This is a genomic window from Pinisolibacter sp. DMC100, assembly GCF_056313705.1.
On sequence record NZ_JBQUZT010000005.1, the window covers coordinates 98,024 to 114,701 of the forward strand.

Sequence of the window (16,678 nt, forward strand, 5' to 3'; positions counted from 1 at the left end):
TCCGATGACCCCCCGTCGCTTCTGGTCCGATCTCGTCGCCACGGATTTCGCTTCGCCGGACGTGGCAGAGTGGGTCGCCGTGCTGCCGATCGCGGCGGTGGAACAGCACGGGCCGCACATGCCGCTCGGCACCGACACGATCATCGCCGACGGTCACGTCGCCGCGACGATCGCGCGTCTGCCGGAGGCGCTGCCGGTCGTCTTCCTGCCGACGCAGGCCGTGGCGTGGTCGGCGGAACACGAGGCCTCGCCGGGAACGCTGACGCTGTCGTGGGAGACCGTCGCCAGGGTCTGGCTGGAGATCGGCGCCTCGGTGGCGCGGGCGGGGGTGCGGCGGCTGGTGATCGTCAACGCCCACGGCGGCAACGTGCCGATCATGGATCTCGTCGTGCGCGAGCTGCGCATGCGTCACGGCATGCTGGCGGTGGCCTCGTCGTGGTCGCGCTTCGGACGGCCCGAGGGGCTGTTCGACGCCGACGAACGCCGCCTCGGCATCCATGCCGGCGACGTCGAGACCTCGATGGTGATGGCGCTCCGGCCGGATCTGGTGCGGAGGCAAGCCTTCGCCGACTTCCCGTCGCTGCAGGGGGAGATGGAGCGGGAGTTCCGCCATCTGCGCGCCTACGGGCCGCACGCCTTCGGCTGGGCGGCGCAGGACCTCAATCCGACCGGTGCGGTGGGTGATCCGCGGGGTTCGTCGGCGGAGAAGGGCCGCGCGGCGATCGACCATGCGGCGGCGGGCTTCGTCGAGCTGCTCGAGGACGTCGCCCGCTTCGATCTCTCGCGGTTGGCGGAGATCGGGTGAGGCGGGTCGGGACGTCGGTGCGCGATGCTTCGAGACGGGCCGCCGAAAGGCGGCCCTCCTCAGCATGAGGCGCTTCTTCATGTTCGAGACAGCCCCTTACGCCTCATGCTGAGGAGGGCGCCCGCATGGGCGCCCGTCTCGAAGCATCGCGCACGAAGCCGCCCACGTCCTCAGCCGACGTCGGCCTTGAAGCCGGCTTCCTCGATCGCCACGACCAGCGCCGCCTCGTCGTTGTCGGAGGTGTCGCCCGACATGCCGGCGGCGCCGACGATGTTGCCCTTGTCGTCGCGGATCAGCACGCCGCCCGGAACCGGGACCGCGCCGCCGGCGCCGATCACGCTCTCGAGGCCGGCGAGGAAGTGCGGACGATCCTTGGCGATCGCCTCGATCTTGCGGGCACCGGCGCCGAAGGAGACGCAGGCGTTGGCCTTGCCGAAGGCGATCTTCCAGCGGACGATCGGGCAGCCGTCTTCGGCACCCGCCGCCTTCAGCGCGGCGCGGCCGTCGAGAATCACCACGGCCATCGGGTTGAACTTGCGCTCGCGTGCCACGGCGAGCGAACGGGCGACGATTCCTTGCGCCTTCTCGAGGGTCAGATGCGACATGGGAGTTCTCCTCAGTTCGTTGGTCCGAGAGCCTCGGGCCGGGGACCGCCGGTCGCCCAGTCGAGAAGCTCCACGGTGTGGACGATCGGTATGTCGGTGCCGGCGCCGATCTGCATCATGCAGCCGATGTTGCCGGCGGCGATGACTTCGGGCGAGACCGCGTCGATGTTGCGGACCTTGCGGTCGCGCAGGCGGCGGGCGAGTTCCGGCTGGAGGATGTTGTAGGTGCCGGCCGAGCCGCAACAGACGTGGCTCTCCGGCGGGGTGACGACCTCGAAGCCGGCCGTCGCGAGAAGCTCCGCCGGCAGCGACGTGATCTTCTGCCCGTGCTGCATCGAACAGGCCGAGTGATAGGCGACGCGCGGACGGGTGTCCTTCACCACGGCGCTCGAAAGATCGAGCATGGCGACGACTTCGGACACGTCCTTGGCGAGCGAGGCGACCTTCGCCGCCTTGTCGGCCCAGGCCGCGTCGAGGCGGAACATGTGGCCATAGTCCTTCATCGTCGTGCCGCAGCCCGAGGTGGCGATGACGATGGCGTCGAGCCCGTCGCCGTCGACCTCGGCCATGAAGGCGTCGATGTTGCGGCTCGCGCGGGCATGGGCGGCGTCGGTCTCGCCCATGTGATGCTCGAGCGCGCCGCAGCAGCCCATGCCCTTCGGCACGACGATCTCGGCGCCGAGACGGGTCAAGAGCCGCACGGTCGATTCGTTGATCGCGCTGTCGAGCGCCGCCTGGGCGCAGCCGGTGAGCAGCGCGACGCGCAGTCGCCTCGGGCTCGTGGCGGCGATCACCTGCGGTCGCTCGACCCAGGAGGGGGTTGCGAGCTTCTTCGGCGCGAGACCGAGCACCGCGCCGACCGGGCGAGGCAGGAAACGCGCGAAGGGCCGGACCAGCGCCGTGGCGGCGAGCGCCAGGCGGAAGATCGTCGGGTTGGGGATGACCCGGCCGAGCAGCTTGCGGAAGAGGCGATCGACCAGCGGTCGCCGGTAGGTGCGCTCGACATGGGCGCGGGCGTGGTCGACCAGATGCATGTAGTCGACGCCCGAGGGGCAGGTCGTCATGCAGGAGAGGCAGGTGAGGCAGCGATCGAGATGCTTCACCGTCTGCGGATCGGCGGGCCGATCATGCTCCAGCATGTCCTTGATCAGGTAGATCCGCCCGCGCGGGCTGTCGAGTTCGTCGCCGAGTTCGAGGAAGGTCGGGCAGGTCGCCGTGCAGAAGCCGCAGTGGACGCACTTGCGCAGGATCTTCTCGGCGAGCGCGGTGTCCGGGTCTTCGAGCAGGTGAGGCAGGAAGTGGGTCTGCATCGTGCCTCTCCTCAGCGAGCGGGGTTGGGGATCGCGACCATGCGGCCGGGCGAGAACAGGCCTTCGGGGTCGAAGGCCGCCTTCACCCGCGCGGCGAGCGCGGCGAGGGGCGCGGGCTGGGGATGGAACACCGGCACCGCGGTGCGATCGGCCTCGGTCGCGCGCACCAGCGTGGCGTGACCGCCGAAGCGGTCGACGGCGGCGCGGACGCGGTCGGCCTGCGGCCCGGCGTCGACGTCCGTCGCCAGCCAGACCAGGCCGCCGGCCCAGTCGAAGAACCAGGCGTCGAGGACCGCGACGTCGCGCAGCGCGGCGACGAGGGCCGGCCCGTCGGACGGGGCGAGCGACAGGCGCCAGATCGGGCCGGGCCGCGTCGTGATCGGCGCCGCCTCGCGGATCGAGGCCCAGAGGGCGAGGGATTCGTCCTCGCCGAGGATCTCGACGGCGCCGAGGCCGCGCCAGCGGGCGACGAGATCGGCCTCGCGGCTCGCCACCGACACGGCGGGCCCGTCGAGGCGGATCAGCGTGGCGGCGGTGCCGTGGAACGGGCCGTCGACGCCGGCCGGCAGGTGGGCGGCGGCGTCGACTTCCTGCGGCAGGCCGGTCGCCTCGCGCATCAGCCGGCCGGCGGCGGCGTCGTCGAGGCCGAGGACGGCGACGGTCTCGCTGGTCTCGGCACGCGGCATGACCTTGAAGGTCACCTCCGAGAGCACCGCCAGCGTGCCGAAGGAGCCGCAGACCAGCTTGGAGAGGTCGAAGCCGGTGACGTTCTTCATCACCCGGCCGCCCGACTTGAAGGCCTCGCCGAGGCCGTTCACGGCACGGAAGCCGAGGAGATGGTCGCGCGCCGCGCCCCGTTTCGGCCGGCGCGGGCCGCTCGCGTTGATCGCGAAGGCGCCGCCGATCGAACCGGAGCCCGGATCAATGCCGAAGAGGGCGGCGTGGTCGATCGGGTCGAAGGCCAGTTCCTGGCCGCGGGCGGCGAGCGTCGCGCGGATCTCGGCGAGCGGCGTACCGGGCAGCGCGGTCATCACCAGTTCGGCCGGCTCGTAGAGCGTGATGCCGGAGAGGCCGGCGAGCGACAGGGTCGCGTCGGCCTCGACCGGGTGGCCGAGGGCGCGGCGGGTGCCGCGGCCTTCGATGGCGAGGGTCTGGCGGGCGGCGCGGGCCGCGCGCACGATCTCGACCAGGTCGGCCTCGTCGCGGGGGGCGTGGGTCGCGGCCATCAGAACCTCGGGATCTCGGGGAAGGGAAGATCGCCGCCGCGGACGTGCATGAAGCCCATCTCGGCGCAGCGATGGAGCGTCGGGAACACCTTGCCCGGGTTGAGCCGGTGGTTCTCGTCGAAGGCGCACTTGACCCGCTCCTGCTGGCCGAGATCGACGGCGTCGAACATCTCGCCCATCAGGTCGCGCTTCTCGATGCCGACGCCGTGTTCGCCGGTCAGCACGCCGCCGACGGCGACGCAGAGCCGCAGGATGTCGGCGCCGAAGGCCTCGGCCTTCTCGGTGTCGCCGGGGATCGAGGCGTCGTAGAGGATCAGCGGGTGGAGGTTGCCGTCGCCGGCGTGGAAGACGTTGGCGACGCGCAGGCCGTGGAAGGCGGCGAGCTCGTCCATCCGCGTCAGCACCTCCGACAGGCGGCCGCGCGGGATGGTGCCGTCCATGCAGAGATAGTCGGGGCCGATGGCGCCGACGGCGGGGAAGGCGTTCTTGCGGCCGAACCAGAAGCCGATGCGTTCGGCCTCCGAGGTCGAGACGCGGCAGGAGGTGGCGCCGTTGGCGCGAGCGATCTTCTCCACCTCGTCCACCAGATGGTCGACCTCGGCCGCGGTGCCGTCGAGTTCGACGATGACGAGCCCTTGCGCATCCTCGGGATAGCCGCAGGACTTGAAGGCTTCGGCCGCATCGATCGCGGCCTTGTCCATCATCTCCATGCCGCCGGGGATGATGCCGGCGGCGACGATGGCCGCGACGCAGTCGGCGCCGGCCTTCACCGTGTCGAAGCCGAGGAGGACGCCGCGCGCCGTCTCCGGCTTCTGCAGGATACGGACGGTGACCTCGGTGACGACGCCGAGCAGGCCCTCGGAGCCGACCACGAGGCCGAGCAGGTCGAGGCCCTCGGCATCGAGATGCTTGCCGCCGAGGCGGACGATCTCGCCGCCGATCAGCACCATCTCGACGCCCAGCACGTTGTTGGTGGTGAGCCCGTACTTCAGGCAATGCACGCCGCCGGCGTTCTCCGCGACGTTGCCGCCGATCGAACAGGCGATCTGCGAGGAGGGATCGGGGGCGTAGTAGAAGCCGCGGTGCTCGACCGCCTTGGTGATGGCGAGATTGGTGACGCCGGGCTGGACGCGGGCGACGCGGTTGTCGAAATCGACCTCGAGGATGCGGTTGAACTTGGCCATGCCGAGCAGGATGCCGTCGGCGAGCGGGAAGGACCCGCCCGACAGCGAGGTCCCGGCGCCGCGCGGCACCACCTTCACGTTCATCTCGGCGGCGAGCCTCATCACCGCCACCACCTCGTCGATGGTCTCGGGCAGGGCCACGACCAGCGGCTTCTGGCGATACATGGTGAGCGCGTCGCACTCCCACGGCGTCAGTTCACGCTCGAGATGGATGACGCTCTCGGGCTTCAGGATCGCCTGCAGGCGCGCGACGATGTCGTCGCGGGCCGCCAGGATCTCCGGCTCCGGCAGGGGCATGGTCAGGGACATCGTTTCCTCGCCCGATTATCGGCTTGTGCTTTTGCCGGACATTGGCTCGAGACGCGGCGATCGTCGAGGGGGTCTGGTGAAGTTTTTTGACCACGGTGTTTTCGTGGGCAAAATCGACGCCGAAATCCCCGCGCCTTCTCGCGAATCGCTCCGCCGATCCGCCGCATCGCGATGGTGCGAAGCCTGCGTCGCGAAGCCCATGCGGCATCCTAGCACCCGCACCGGGCGGCGGGCATCCCGTCCGTCCGTCGAGGGGGGCGAGGGGGCGGTCTCGCCCCCTCCGCCGTCCTTGCTCAGCCGCGCGCCTTGGCCTCGCGGCGATAGGTCGTCAGCACGAACTCGGTGTAGCCGTTGGGCTGGGCGAGGCCTTCGAAGACCAGCGCCCGCGCCGCACGGAAGGCCGGGCCGTCGAAGCTCGGGGCCATCGGGCGATAGGCCGGATCGCCGGCGTTCTGGCGATCGACGACGACCGCCATGCGCTTCAGCGCCTCGTCGACCTGAGCCTCGGTGACGATGCCGTGGCGCAGCCAGTTGGCGATGTGCTGGGACGAGATGCGCAGCGTCGCGCGGTCTTCCATCAGGCCGACGTCGTGGATGTCCGGCACCTTGGAACAGCCGACGCCGAGATCGACCCAGCGCACGACGTAGCCGAGGATGCCCTGCGCGTTGTTGTCGAGTTCCTCGCGGACTTCCTCGGGCGAGAAGTTCGACTTGGCCAGCGGCAGGGTCAGGATGGCGTCGAGCGAGGCGGGCGTGCGGCCGGCGATCTCGGCGCGGCGGGCCTCGACCGAGACGTCGTGATAGTGCAGCGCATGCAGCACCGCCGCGGTCGGCGACGGCACCCAGGCGGTCGAGGCGCCGGACTGCGGGTGGCCGATCTTCTGGGTCAACATGTCGGCCATCCGATCGGGGGCCGCCCACATGCCCTTGCCGATCTGGGCGCGGCCGGTGAGCCCCATCGCGATGCCGACGTCGACGTTGTTGTTCTCGTAGGCCCCGATCCAGGCCTCCGCCTTCATCGAGTTCTTGCGGACGACCGGGCCGGCCTCCATCGCGGTGTGGATCTCGTCGCCGGTGCGGTCGAGGAAGCCGGTGTTGATGAAGACGACGCGGTGACGCGCCGCGTCGATGCAGGCGGCGAGGTTGACCGTGGTGCGGCGCTCCTCGTCCATGATGCCCATCTTCAGCGTGTGGCGCGGCAGCTTCGCGACGTCCTCGGCGCGAGCGAAGAGCTCGTCGGCGAGGGCGACCTCGGCGGGGCCGTGCAGCTTGGGCTTCACGACATAGACCGAACCGGCGCGCGAGTTGCGGATGTCGCCGGTGCCGAAGAGGTCGTGGCGGGCGATGACGGCGGTCACCGCGATGTCGACCATGGTCTCGGGGACCGGGCGGCCCTCGGCGTCGAGCACCATGTCGGTCGCCATGTGGTGGCCGACGTTGCGCACCAGCATCAGCGAGCGGCCGTGCAGCGTCAGCGTGCCGCCGTCGGGCCGGCCCCAGACGCGGTCGGGGTTGAGCCGGCGCGTCACCTTGCGGCCGCCCTTCTCGAACGTGTCCTCGAGCGTGCCCTGCATCAGGCCGAGCCAGTTGCGATAGACGCGGATCTTGTCCTCGGCGTCGACGGCGGCGACCGAGTCCTCCATGTCCATGATGGTGGAGAGGGCGGATTCGAGCACGACGTCGGCGATGCCGGCCGGGTCGGTCGAGCCGACCGGGGTGGTGCGGTCGACGATCACCTCGGCGTGGATGCCGTGGTGGCGGAAGAGCAGCGCCGTCGGGCGCTCGTGCTCGCCGCGGAAGCCGGCGAAGCCCGACGGGTCGGCGAGGCCGGTCTCGCGGTCGTCGCAGAGCGACAGGACGAGACCGCCGTTCTCGACGGCGAAGCCGACGACGTCGGCCCAGCCGCCGGCGGCGAGCGGGGCGATCTCGTCGAGCCGGGCCTTGGCGGCGGCGACCACGCGGGCGCCGCGGGCGGCGTCGTAGCCGGCGCCCTCGGCGGTGTCGCCCAGCGCATCGGTGCCGTAGAAGGCGTCGTAGAGGCTGCCCCAACGGGCGTTGGCGGCGTTCAGCGCGTAACGGGCGTTGTCGATCGGCACGACCAGCTGCGGGCCGGCGAGGGTGGCGATCTCGGGATCGACGTTCTCGGTCGCGACCGCGCGCGGGGCCGGCGCCGGCAGCAGGTAGCCGATCTCCTCGAGGAAGGCGCGATAGGCGGCCGCGTCGTGCGGCTTGCCGCGACGGGCGCGGTGCCAGTCGTCGATCTTTCCCTGCAGCGCGTCGCGGGCGGCGAGGAGCGCGGCGTTCTTCGGCGAGAGGTCGTTCAGGAGGCCCGACAGGCCCTTCCAGAAGTCGGCGGCGGCGATGCCGGTGCCCGGCAGGGCTTCCTGCTCGACGAAGGCGACGAGCGCGGCATCGATCGAGATGTCGGCGATGCGGAGGTGTTGCCGGGATGCGGACATGGAAGGTCTCCGAAGGGCTGCGGGCGCCGTCGTCGGGCCGAAACGGCCGGGCGCCACCGTCATGGGGCAAGATGGCGCAGGCGGGCCGCCGGGTCAATTTTTCTGGAAACGTTTTTCATTTTTCTTCGAACATGGTACATGTCACTGAGGATACGGCGAAAAGTCGATTTCCAACGGTGAATTTCAAACGTTTGGGGCGTGACTTTTTTCGCGTCCGGGAGGCAGACGTGGCGCTGAGAGGCAGACCGAGGGGGACGGGGCGGTCGCAGGTCGACACCGGCGGCGTGCAGTCGCTCGACCGCGCCCTGCGGCTGACGGCGGCGATCGCCGAGAGCGACGGGGCGACGCTGACGGCGCTCGCCGAGCGGGTCGGACTTCCTGTCTCCACCGTCCATCGGCTGATCGGCACGCTCGCCGCCCACGGTTTCGTCGAGGCCGACGAGGCGACGCAGACCTGGGGCATCGGCATCGAGGCCTTCCGCGTCGGCCAGGCCTTCCAGCGGCGGCTGCGGCCGATCGAGCTCGCCCGCCCGGTGATGCGCGAGCTGATGGAGGCGACCGGCGAGACCGCCAATCTCGGCATCTTCGAGGGCGGCGACGTCGTCTTCGTGTCGCAGGTCGAGAGCCACGAGCCGATCCGCGCCTTCTTCCGCACCGGCGAGCGGCGCGAGGCCCATGCCTCGGGCATCGGCAAGGCGCTGCTCGCGGCGCTGACGCCGGCCGACCTCGCGCGCTGGCTGCGCGGACGGGTGCTGACCCGCCACACGCCGGCGACGATCGGCACGGCGGAGGGCCTGCGCGACGCGCTGGCGGCGATCCGGGCGCGCGGCTACGCGGTCGACGACGAGGAACGCAGCGCCGGCATGCGCTGTATCGCCGCGGCGATCTGGGACGACAACGGCGAGGCGGTCGCCGGCCTGTCGATCTCGGGGCCGAGCCACCGGGTGACACGCGAGCGGATCGGCGAAATCGGGCCGCAGGTGGCGGCGGCGGCGGCCCGCGTCACCCGGGCGATCGGCGGACACGCGCGCCGGAGCGCCGACGCCGGCCCGGTGCCCCGCTAGATGCTTCGCATTTTCTTAGTTTTCCGGGCCTAGTGTCGCGCGATCGGGGCGCCTGGCTCTGGAACGGGACGGAGTCTATGACGGGTTCGACATGGCGGGTCGCGATAAGCGCCGATCGCGAGGAGATCGCGCGGCTGGTCGGCGTCGACCGCGCCGACCTGGAACGATCGCCATTCCAGCGTGCCCAATGGCTCGAGACCTGGTTCGGGTCCTTCGCCGCCGAGGCGCCGAACGCGCTGCTCGCCGCGACGATCGAGGATCCCGCCACCGGCGAGCCGGTCTTCGTGCTGCCGCTGACGGTGATGCGGCGCGGCGGCATCGTCCGGCTCGAGGCCTGGGACGGCGGCGTCTCCGACTACAACGGCCCGGTTCTGTCGAAGGACTTCCACCCCGAGCCCGGCGACATGCGGCGGCTGTGGCGTGAGATCGTCGGGGCGCTGCCCGGTGTCGACGTGGTCGACTTCGAGAAGGTTCCGGCGGTGATCGGCGACGTCGACAATCCGCTGCTGATGGTCGAGGGCGTGCGTCCTTCGCATTTCGCCCGCCATCCCCTGCCGCTGCCGGCCGACGGCGACTTCGAACGGCTGGCGGCGACCCGCTTCGATCCGAGCCATCGCCGGACGCTGGCGAAGAAGCGCAAGAAGCTCATGAACAAGGGCCGGCTCGAGTTCGCGCTCGATGCCGGGGCCGACGCGCTGCCGACGCTCGAACGGCTCCTCGAGTGGCGCGGCGCGCGCTTCGCCCAGGGTACCGATCCGGAGGAGATGCGCCGCATCGACGCCTTCTACCGTTCGCTGTGCGGCCACACCGACATCGCCCTCGTCGGGCGGCTGACGCTCGACGATCGGCTGATCGCCGGCTGTTTCGGCACGCTGACCGATCGGACGTTCCAGCTGCTCGTCGTCGCCCACGACGGCGCCTTCAAGAACTGGTCGCCGGGCCTTCTCGCGATCGAGAGCTCGATCGCCCATCTCTGCGCCCGCGGCGTCACGGTCTACGACTTCACCATCGGCGACGAGCCCTACAAGCTCGACTTCGGCGTCGAGACCGAGAAGCTGTGGGACCTGCAGTCGGCCCTGACTCTGAAGGGTCGGCTCTATCTCGTCGCCCGGCATCTCGCCGAGCGTACCCGAGAGGCCGCACGCCGCCATTTCGGGCGCAGGCGCTTCGCCTGAGGCGGCACGCCGCCCGCCACCCCGTCCGCGTTCTCGATCCTTCGTCCTCAGCCGCCCGAGGCGGGCAGGGGGATCGGCGCCGCGATCGTCGCGGCGGTGGTCTGCGCCGGTGCCTCGAACGGGCGCGCGGCGGTCTTCGTCACGACCGGGGGCTTCGCCGCGGCGCGCACGGGGTCGACGGCACGGGCCGCCACCGCCGGCTTCGGCGCGGCGACGGCCGCGGGCGCGACGGCCGGCGTGGCCGAGGCGTAGCCGGCCGCGGCGAGCGCGTCACCGCCGCTGCCGGCGACCGGCCGCGTGGCGAGGTCGGCACCGAGATCGGAGCGGATGCGCAGGCCTTCGGCAAGCGCGATCAGGCGGGTCTCGTCGAGGCCGCGGCGGCAGAGCCGCACCCGGACCGACAGATCCGACTTGGTCGAGGACGAGATCGAAAGGCCGAGCACCTCGGTCGCACCCGAGCGGCCGCGCGCCTCCGCCGTCGACCAGGCATAGAGACAGCCGCGACCGTCGGCACTGCGGCCGGTGGCGACGCCGACCGGGCCCGAAGGCGTGGCGACGACGCGGGACGAGACCGTCATGGCGACGCCGGGCAGCGCCTCGGCCATCTCGGCCTCGATGGTCTCGGCCTCGAGCCGCGGCCGGGCGGCGGCGAAGCGGCGCTCGCGCGCCTCGACCTCGATGCGGTCGTCGCCGCGGGCGGCGGCATCGCCCATCAGCGTGATGGTCTGGTTGACGGTGCCCTCGGCCCGGCGTTCGACGACGGAGACGACGTTGCCGGCTTCCGGCGGCAGCGCGGCCATGGCGCGTTCGGGGGCGACGGCGACGCCGAGGCCGGCGGTGGTGCCGGTGGCGTCGGCGGTCATCGGGCTCGAGGCGCAGCCGGCGAGGGCGAGGGGCGCCAGCATGGCGGCGAGGAGGGCGGGTCGAATCATCGTCATGTCAGATTCTCCCGCCGCGCACCGGGCTCGACGCGGCGGCGAGGCCCGCGCGGCTCTCGGAGGTGGACAGCTGTCGGTCGAGCAGGGTGAAGACCTCGAAGGCCTCGGCCCGCAGCCCGAGGTGATAGAGCGACCAGCCGCGCATCGCCATCAGGTCGCGCGGCTCGTCGGCATGGGCGCGGCGGCGGTTCAGCGTGTCGATCGTGGCGCGGTAGTCGCCGCGGTCGAAGAGCGCGATCGCCTGCTGCGCCAGCACGATGCGGCCGATCTCGTCGCGCCGCTCGCGGGCGAGCCCGCCGGAGGCGGCGACGCGGGCGGCGTCGTCGGTGCGGCCGGAGCGCAGGGCGGCGAGCGCCTGACCATAGGCGGCCTCCTGCATCACGGTGGCGTCGCCGGTGCGGCGGGCGGCGTCGAAGGCGGCGGCGGCTTCCTCCGCGCGCTTCATGTCCATCAGGCACCAGCCGGCGGCGAGCGCCTCGGCGGCGCTTGCCGAACGGCCGAGCACGCGGTCGGCGACGAGCGCCGGGCAGGCGCGCTTCGGCGCCGCCGGGGCGGCGGCGACGTGGGTCGCCGGGGCGGCCTTGCGCGGCTCGTCGAAGACGACGCGGGCCATCTCGGGGAAACGGCCGCGGTAGTCGGCGTCGAGCCTACGGAAGGCGTTGCGATTCTTCAGCGCGGCAAGCGCCAGGAGGTGACCCTCGGCCGACTTCGCCGACGGGCGCCAGGCCATCGCCTTGGCGAACCAGGCGCTCGCGGCCTCGTACTGGCGGGCGCCGTGGGCGTACCAGCCGAGCGCCTGGGCGGCGTCGCCCGATTCGAGCTTCTCCGTCACCGCGGCGATGCGGGCGAGGCGGGCGGCGGGGATCGTCCCGGCGTTCGGCCGCACGAGGTCGGCGGTCGCGAGATCGAGGAAGAGCGCGGCGGCCTCGGCGTCGTCGGTCGCGCCCTCGAGCAGGGCGACTGCCTCGGTGTGACGGCCGGAGCCCTCGCGCACCAGCGCCGCGCCGATCGCCGCCTTGGCGCCGCCGCCCCGTTTCGCCGCGAGGTCGAACCAGCGCTGCGCCGGAGCGGCGGCCTTGCGGCGATGTTCGACCCAGCCGAGCAGCAGGGCGTCGTCGGCGGCGCCGGTATCGGCCTCGGCGACGCGGGCGACACGGTCGAAGGCCTCCTTCGGCACCGGCTTGCCGGCGTCGGCGCGCAGCCAGTCGGAGAGGGTGGCGCGGGCGACGTCGACGCGCAGCGGTTCGAACTCGCCCTTGCCGTCGGGGCCGATGCGTTCCTCGGCCAACAGCGGACCGGCGGCCTCGGCGCCCATGGTGGCGAGCGCCTTGCGCACCGTGCCGGCGCGTTCGTCGGGCGTCTTGGCGCCGGCGAGCGCCATGCGATAGAGCTCGAGTGCGCGCGGGCGGGCATCGGTCCTGGCGGCCGCCTCGGCGACGCGCCAGACCACTTCGAGATCGTCGGCGGAAACCAGCATCGGGTCGCGCTCGGCCATCTTCTGGACCTTGGTCCAGTCGGCGGAATCCGACGCCTTGAGGAGTTCGAGGCGCTGTTCCTTGCGATGCAGCTTGTCGAGCATGTCCTGCGACGGGCGCCAACCGGGCTGACGGGCGGCGCGGCGCTCGATCTCGAGCTTCAGCTCGGCGACCTGATCCTTGCCGTAGAGATCCCACAGGCCCTGCTCGTCGGCGGCCGGGCGATAGAGATCGGCCGGCGGCTCCCAGCCGGGATAGAGGGCGCGCAGACGGCGGATCTCGGCATCGACGCGGGCGGTTGCGTGCTGGGCGGCGTAGTAGCGCAGGGCGCTCTCGTCGACGCGGGCACCGGCGGCGGGCTTGGGGTCGGCCGGCGGCGCGGCGAAGGCGCGGTCGGCCTCGTCGCGCGTCATCCGGCCGGCGTCGAGCGTCGCCTGGGTCCAGCCGGCGCGCTCGCCGGGACGGGCCGGCTCGGCGGCGGCGACGGGCCAGGCGACCGAAGCGGCGAGGACGAGGGCGAGCGTGCGGGGCAGACGGCGGGTTCTCACCAGCATGTCGGGTGCCTCATGTTGACGGCGACGAGCGCGAGGGCGCGCAGCGTCGCGGGGTAGTAGTGGTCGACCTCGGCGGTGCGCAGCGCATCGGGGAAGCGCGTGCCCTCGAGGCCACAGGCGACCAGCGCGGCGATCGCGCGGTAGCCGGGATCGGCGAAGGGTTCGAGGTCGCGGCCGGTCTCGAGATCGACGACGGCGAGCTTCGGCTTCGCGGAGCCCTCGGCCGACCAGCGCGCCATGAAGGGGGCGAGGCCCTCGCGCTTCTCGCCGGCGGTCATGGCGAGGTAGAGAGGCACGCGCAGCGCGTTGTAGCCGAAGGTCGCCGGGAAACCCTCGGCGGTGGCGACGCCGTCGCCGGCGAGCGACACCCATTCGGGCGGCAGGCCGGTCCTGCCGTTGCGGGTGGCGGCGAGGAGGCCGCGGCCGGCCTCGGCGAGGCGCGGCCAGTCGCGATCGGGGACGGCGCGGGCGAAGTCGGCGAGCGCCGGGAAGACCCAGTAGGACGGATTCACCACCGGTCCGTCGCGGCGATCCTTGGCGCGGAAACCGTCGACGGCGGGCAGCATCACCGGGCCGAGGCGGGTCGTGACCACGGTCTCGTCCCACACCGCACGGGCGATCTTCCGGCCGGCGGTGGCATAGGCCGCCTCGTTCCAGGTGTCGCCGGCGACGATCAGCGCCCAGGCGATCAGCACGTCGCCGTCGGTGGCGTTGTTGGGATCGCGGACGTTGGGGGCGGGGCCGGGCTGCCACTTCCACGAGGCGAGGCCGTCGCGGCGGACGAAGAGATTGGCGCGGGTCCAGGTCCAGATGCGGCGGAAGGCGTCGCGATCGTCGGCGGCGAGCGCCAGGATCAGGCCGTAGCCCTGGCTCTCGGAATGCGAGATGCCGCCGTTGACGTCGTCGACGACGCGGCCCTCCGTCGTGACGAAGCGGGCGGCATAGGCCTTCCACAGACCGGGCACCGGCAGGGCGCCGCGCAGGGTCGCGTCGGGGGCGGCGGTCGCGGCCTCGGCGGGGGCGATCTCGGCGCGGCCGAGGAGAAGGCCCGTGGCGACGGCCGCCACGGCGAGCGCGGCGCCGAGCCCGCCGAAGACGGCGCGGCGGCCCGGCCGCCGCGGGGCGGTCGCGGGGGCGGCGGGGGCCGGTTCGGCGGCGGGCGGTGTGGCGGTGACGACGATCACGACCGGCCCCCCAGATGCGGCAGCATGCGCGAGGTGGCGAAGCCGAGCAGGACGGTCGCCGCGAGCACGTAGAGGGCGAAGACGATCGGGTGATCGCCGACCCAGCCGGCGGCGACGAGGCGCAGGTTGGCGGGCGACCAGCCGGCGGTCATGAAATGGGCGCGAGGCTTGGCCGATCCGGTCTCGAGCTTCTCGTCGACCTTGTCCCAGGCGGCGACGTCGCCGCTCATCTCGCTCCAGCGGCCGGCCGCGGTGACGGCCTCGGCGCCGTCGGCGAGTGCGGCGGCGGTGGCGGCGGTGGTCAGCGTCCAGACGCCGCCGCCGGCCGACAGCGCCTGGGCGACGAGGATGCCGGTGGTCGGGCGCGGCGAGAAGGGGGCGGCGGCCGGCGCGTCGGCGAAGAGCGGGCCGAAGGCGCGGGCGACGCGGCCCTCGACGGCGCGGCCGAAGGCGGCCGGCGACCACGGGTTCTCCATCGAACGGCGCCACTGGTCGACGAGATCGCCGCTCTTGCCGCCGGTCGCCGGGCGGAACTGCACCGACCCGGTGACGATCATGTCGTAGTCCTCGTCGAGCGCGGCGAGGCGCAGCATCGCGGCGCGGGCGGCGACCGGGTCGTCGAGCGACGACACGCGGTCGGTCGCCGGCCGCTTCGACCAGGCGTCGCGCACGGCGACGGGCTCGATGCCGACGACGCCGGCGATCGTCGCCGGCAGATCGGAAAAGGCGCCGATCACCCAGGCCGAGGGGACGTCGGCGGGCGGATTGCGGAAGGCGATCTCGGGCACCTGGACGCGGCCGGCGGTCACCGCCATGCGGGTCGTCAGCGTGGCGAAGGCCGACATGGCGAGGCGGTCGGGGCGCGGCATCCACACGGCCGGGCGCACCTTCTCGTCGAGCGTGGCGAAGACGCCGGCGCCGGTGGCGTCGAGGTCGGGCAGACGGGCCGAGCGGGCGAAGGCGGGGAAGGCGATCGAGCCGGTGTCGACGAAGAGGAAGCGCTTGGGCGCGTCGATCTGGGCGGTCGGATCGCAGGCGCGGTCGTCGGCGGCCGGCACCGCGGCCTCGATCTCGATCCGGTTGCGGCCGGGGCGGAAGGCCGACAGCGGAATCTCGACGCGGCGATCGGCGAAGGTCTCGCCGGAGCGGGCCGAGAGCGGCGCGCCGGCGACCTGACGGCCGTTGACCCGCAGCGTCAGTCGGCCGTCGCGGTCGAGGCCGGGGGCATAGCCGCCGGCGAGGCGGATCGATGCCTTGGCGTAGTCGGCGGCGTAGAAGTCGCCGGGCAGGCGGACGTCGACCGACGTACGGAAGAGGCGACCGCCGAACTCGGTCGAGCGGGCGCCGAGGTCGGCGAAGCTCACGGTCTCGCCGCCGGAGACGGCGATGCCGCCGAGTGCCACGCGGGCGCGACGGCCGGGTTCGCTGCCTTCGGGGTGGGCGGCGGTGTCCTCGAGATCGACGATCAGCCGATCGAGGGCGTCCGGATCGTCCGGCAGGGCGAGGGTCAGGCGGGTCGGATCGGTGTCGTCGAGCAGGGCGACGACGTCGGGGGCGACGCCCTCGAGGCCGGCGACGCCGTCGCGCGCCCTGGCGCCGATCAGGATGTCGGCGCCCGGCCCCTTGGCCGGCGTGCGGGCGATCGAGACGACCGGATCGAGGAAGCCGCCGGCGAGCGCCAGCGCCTGGGCGAAGCGGGTGGCGCGGGCGAGGCGGGCGGGGTCGGGATCCTGCGCCATGACGAGGCGCAGCCGCACGCGGCCGGTCTCGTCGGGCGCGAGGTCGGCGATGTCGGCGAGGCTGCGGCGCTCGGGCTGGAAGCCGTCGGCGAAGACCAGACCGGAGCGGGCGCGGTCGATCTCGGTCCACAGTTCGTAGGTCGAGGCGGCGGTGCATTCGACGCGGTGGCGCTGTTCGGCCTCGACGCGCAGGGCGTTCCAGCCGGGATGCAGGCTGCCTTCGGGCAGGGTCACCTCGACCGTCTTGGGCGAGCCGTTGGTGGCGATCGGGAAGCTCGCGACCCGGCGGTCGTCGACGAAGACGGCGAGATGCGAGGCTTCCGGCATCACCGAGACGGCGGCGACGTGGGTCAGCCGCAGGCGCGGTCGCGCGGCGGCCTCGGCCGGGGTCAGGTACACCGGCCAGGCGATGCGGTCGATCTCGCCGGAGAGCTTGGACGGCCGGCCGACCGAGGGCAGCCGGCGCAGCACGCCGGTCTCGGCGGCGACGGTCACGACCGCGTCGTCGGGCGACGGCGTCGGGGCGACCGGGGCCGGGGCGGCGGCGAAGGCGGCCGTGCCGGCGAGGAGGCCGGCGAGGACGAGGCCGGCGAGGGCCGACGTCCGGCGGGCGAGGGGGGGGCGGCGATCCGTCATGGCGATGTCCTCGTG

At 72.8% G+C, this 16,678-nt stretch carries 12 protein-coding genes; 3 read left to right on the plus strand and 9 right to left on the minus strand.

Features of this window, described 5'->3' with window-relative positions; translation table 11 throughout:
- The first annotated feature begins 4 nt into the window (after positions 1 to 4).
- On the plus strand, positions 5 to 805 hold the full coding sequence (locus tag ACT541_RS17000) for a creatininase family protein (RefSeq protein WP_476138290.1): 801 nt from the start codon (positions 5 to 7) through the stop codon (positions 803 to 805).
- Positions 806 to 975: 170 nt separating this feature from the next.
- Here the strand turns inward: ACT541_RS17000 and ACT541_RS17005 are convergent, their stop codons facing one another.
- The 5 genes from ACT541_RS17005 to ACT541_RS17025 all read right to left on the minus strand — a co-directional run bounded on the left by ACT541_RS17005 (position 976) and on the right by ACT541_RS17025 (position 7,898).
- Positions 976 to 1,410, minus strand: a complete 435-nt coding sequence (locus tag ACT541_RS17005) for a GlcG/HbpS family heme-binding protein (RefSeq protein WP_476138291.1) — start codon at positions 1,408 to 1,410, stop codon at positions 976 to 978.
- A gap of 11 nt (positions 1,411 to 1,421) precedes the next feature.
- Positions 1,422 to 2,720, minus strand: a complete 1,299-nt coding sequence (gene glcF, locus ACT541_RS17010; RefSeq protein ID WP_476138292.1) for a glycolate oxidase subunit GlcF — start codon at positions 2,718 to 2,720, stop codon at positions 1,422 to 1,424.
- A gap of 11 nt (positions 2,721 to 2,731) precedes the next feature.
- Positions 2,732 to 3,946, minus strand: a complete 1,215-nt coding sequence (locus tag ACT541_RS17015) for an FAD-binding protein (protein ID WP_476138293.1) — start codon at positions 3,944 to 3,946, stop codon at positions 2,732 to 2,734.
- Entirely contained in the window at positions 3,946 to 5,439 is a 1,494-nt protein-coding gene (locus ACT541_RS17020) for an FAD-linked oxidase C-terminal domain-containing protein (RefSeq protein ID WP_476138294.1), read from the minus strand. Before ACT541_RS17020 ends, ACT541_RS17015 begins: the two co-directional genes overlap by 1 nt.
- Positions 5,440 to 5,732: 293 nt before the next feature.
- Entirely contained in the window at positions 5,733 to 7,898 is a 2,166-nt protein-coding gene (locus ACT541_RS17025; protein WP_476138295.1) for a malate synthase G, read from the minus strand.
- Positions 7,899 to 8,125: 227 nt separating this feature from the next.
- Between ACT541_RS17025 and ACT541_RS17030 the strand changes: the two genes are divergently transcribed.
- A complete protein-coding gene (locus tag ACT541_RS17030) occupies positions 8,126 to 8,962 on the plus strand; it encodes an IclR family transcriptional regulator (RefSeq protein WP_476138296.1) in 837 nt (278 codons plus the stop codon).
- 77 nt (positions 8,963 to 9,039) lie between these two features.
- A complete protein-coding gene (locus ACT541_RS17035; RefSeq protein ID WP_476138297.1) occupies positions 9,040 to 10,137 on the plus strand; it encodes a GNAT family N-acetyltransferase in 1,098 nt (365 codons plus the stop codon).
- Between the two features lie 47 nt (positions 10,138 to 10,184).
- Here ACT541_RS17035 and bcsN read toward each other — a convergent pair whose 3' ends face one another.
- The 4 genes from bcsN to ACT541_RS17055 are packed head-to-tail and all read right to left on the minus strand — an operon-like array spanning position 10,185 to position 16,663.
- Positions 10,185 to 11,075 (minus strand): cellulose biosynthesis protein BcsN, encoded by an 891-nt coding sequence (gene bcsN / locus ACT541_RS17040; protein ID WP_476138298.1) that lies wholly within the window; start codon positions 11,073 to 11,075, stop codon positions 10,185 to 10,187.
- Between the two features lies 1 nt (position 11,076).
- Positions 11,077 to 13,104, minus strand: coding sequence for a hypothetical protein (locus ACT541_RS17045; RefSeq protein WP_476138299.1), 2,028 nt, complete (start codon positions 13,102 to 13,104; stop codon positions 11,077 to 11,079).
- Positions 13,095 to 14,288: a family 8 glycosyl hydrolase gene (locus tag ACT541_RS17050; protein ID WP_476138300.1), complete on the minus strand. Its 1,194-nt coding sequence runs from the start codon at positions 14,286 to 14,288 to the stop codon at positions 13,095 to 13,097. The genes ACT541_RS17045 and ACT541_RS17050 overlap by 10 nt, the downstream gene beginning before the upstream one ends.
- Positions 14,285 to 16,663, minus strand: coding sequence for a cellulose biosynthesis cyclic di-GMP-binding regulatory protein BcsB (locus ACT541_RS17055; RefSeq protein WP_476138301.1), 2,379 nt, complete (start codon positions 16,661 to 16,663; stop codon positions 14,285 to 14,287). The genes ACT541_RS17050 and ACT541_RS17055 overlap by 4 nt, the downstream gene beginning before the upstream one ends.
- Positions 16,664 to 16,678 lie beyond the last annotated feature (15 nt).

Excerpts from the sequence above, each read along its gene's own strand:
- ACT541_RS17000 (WP_476138290.1), top strand. The coding sequence starts at position 5 with ATGACCCCCCGTCGCTTCTGGTCCGATCTCGTCGCCACGGATTTCGCT.
- ACT541_RS17005 (WP_476138291.1), bottom strand. The coding sequence starts at position 1,410 with ATGTCGCATCTGACCCTCGAGAAGGCGCAAGGAATCGTCGCCCGTTCG.
- glcF (WP_476138292.1), bottom strand. The coding sequence starts at position 2,720 with ATGCAGACCCACTTCCTGCCTCACCTGCTCGAAGACCCGGACACCGCG.
- ACT541_RS17015 (WP_476138293.1), bottom strand. The coding sequence starts at position 3,946 with ATGGCCGCGACCCACGCCCCCCGCGACGAGGCCGACCTGGTCGAGATC.
- ACT541_RS17020 (WP_476138294.1), bottom strand. The coding sequence starts at position 5,439 with ATGTCCCTGACCATGCCCCTGCCGGAGCCGGAGATCCTGGCGGCCCGC.
- ACT541_RS17025 (WP_476138295.1), bottom strand. The coding sequence starts at position 7,898 with ATGTCCGCATCCCGGCAACACCTCCGCATCGCCGACATCTCGATCGAT.
- ACT541_RS17035 (WP_476138297.1), top strand. The coding sequence starts at position 9,040 with ATGACGGGTTCGACATGGCGGGTCGCGATAAGCGCCGATCGCGAGGAG.
- bcsN (WP_476138298.1), bottom strand. The coding sequence starts at position 11,075 with ATGACGATGATTCGACCCGCCCTCCTCGCCGCCATGCTGGCGCCCCTC.
- ACT541_RS17045 (WP_476138299.1), bottom strand. The coding sequence starts at position 13,104 with ATGCTGGTGAGAACCCGCCGTCTGCCCCGCACGCTCGCCCTCGTCCTC.
- ACT541_RS17055 (WP_476138301.1), bottom strand. The coding sequence starts at position 16,663 with ATGACGGATCGCCGCCCCCCCCTCGCCCGCCGGACGTCGGCCCTCGCC.